The 1500-nt window shown below is 65.6% G+C and carries 2 protein-coding genes; both read right to left on the bottom strand.

What is annotated here, in order from left to right; all coding sequences use genetic code 11:
- A partial coding sequence (hfq, locus tag F3J10_RS35630; RefSeq protein ID WP_167244047.1) for an RNA chaperone Hfq occupies positions 1-286 on the bottom strand: 286 nt, incomplete at its 3' end.
- A gap of 411 nt (positions 287-697) precedes the next feature.
- Positions 698-1500: DUF1571 domain-containing protein (locus F3J10_RS35625; protein WP_167244046.1), on the bottom strand; the 803-nt coding region annotated here is incomplete at its 5' end.

The raw sequence follows: 1500 nt of genomic DNA, 5'->3' as shown, positions 1-1500 counted from the left end.
CGCCGTGCCCGCCATGGCCGCCGCCACCGCCGGTGCGGGGGCCGCCGCGGCCGCCACCGCCGCCGGGGCGCGAACCGCCCATGTCGAGCTGGATCGTCGAGATCGCGCGTTTGTAGATGCCTTGCAAACCGACGGGCGTGCGCAGCATCACCAGGTACTGGTCGAACGACTCGATGCAGCCCGTCAGGCGGATACCGTTGACGAGGTAGATTTCCACGCGCTTGCGTTCCTTGCGCGCTGCGTTGATGAAGTCGTTTTGCGGATGGGATTCTGCAGGATTGGCCATTGAGAAGCGGCTTGAGCCGGCGTCAGATGAGGGTTTTGCTTGGATGCGCCGCGCTATCTGGCGGAGCGCTTGAGCGGGATTCTACCCTGTTCGATTGAGAAGCGTACGTGGACCTTTGTGTCGAACCGTTACCCACTATAGACGTTTTGGCGCGGGAAGTGCGAGCCGGCCGGACGGCCAGGCGGCTTTGCACTGGGACGGGGAGCGGCCCGAAGTTGATGCCGGAATCCCCGCCATGCGTTGCACCTTGACGGTGCCGAACAGTGGAAATTGGGGTGGCGATGCGATAAATCAAGGGCTGGGCCCAGCCGTTCGACGTGACGAACTGTCGCGGTGGTGCTCTCCGGCGGAGAGGCTGCCGGCACGGCCGGATGAAGGTGGCATGCCATCGGGCCGTGCGGATCGCTTCGATCAGTATTTGTAGTCGGGGTTCTTCGGATCGAAGGCGGAATCGTCGAAGCTGGTCGGCGTGATCTTCTGGAATACGATCCGCTCGAAGATCCGGCCGTCGTTGTCGTAGGACTCGACGGTGCGGAAATAGGGGTGGCGCAGGTCCAGGCCCAGCGTTTCCTTCTTGGCATAGAACTGCGGGCGGCCGGTCGGCGTCTCGTAGGTCAGGGCCACCACGCGCACGCCGTCGATGGTCCTGGCTTCGATGCGGGTCGGCTTGCTCACGCCGGCGGCCTCGTATTTCCTGCCTTCGCTCAGATACAGCCCGGTCACGTACTCGGTGCCGAGATCGCGGATCGTGTGATTCGACTGCGCGCGCGCCAGCGTGCCGGTGATCGAGGTCCATAGCGGGATCTTGCCCAGCAGGCCGCCGAGATGGCCGTACATTTCGTCCTTGCGCTTGGTCTCGTCATAGATCGCTTCCTGGCCCGAATGCGCGCCGTCAGGCAGCCACTTCGCGTAGATGCGCAGCGGTTCGCGCGTGATCTTCACGCTCATGTGATCGGGCTTGTCGGCCCACTTGTCGCCGAGCCGCTCCTGGCGCGTCATGGTGAATTCGTAGGACGGGTAGCCGTTCGGGCCCGCCGCGATGTAGGCGGGCACCGTCATCGGGTCGAGCGCGCTGAACAGGGCGGTGAGCGTCGCGTCGTCGAGCTTCTCGAGCGTGCCGTCGCGCGCGGCCGTCTTGAGCCAGGCGGCCTGCTGCGCGACCGGCTGCTGCGTGACGCGCGCGAGCTCGGGCGGCAGCGCGGCGGCGGTACCGG

The organism is Burkholderia sp. Cy-637, from assembly GCF_011753175.1.
Taxonomy (GTDB): Bacteria; Pseudomonadota; Gammaproteobacteria; order Burkholderiales; family Burkholderiaceae; genus Burkholderia; species Burkholderia gladioli.
This window is presented reverse-complemented; position numbering and strand designations above follow the sequence as displayed.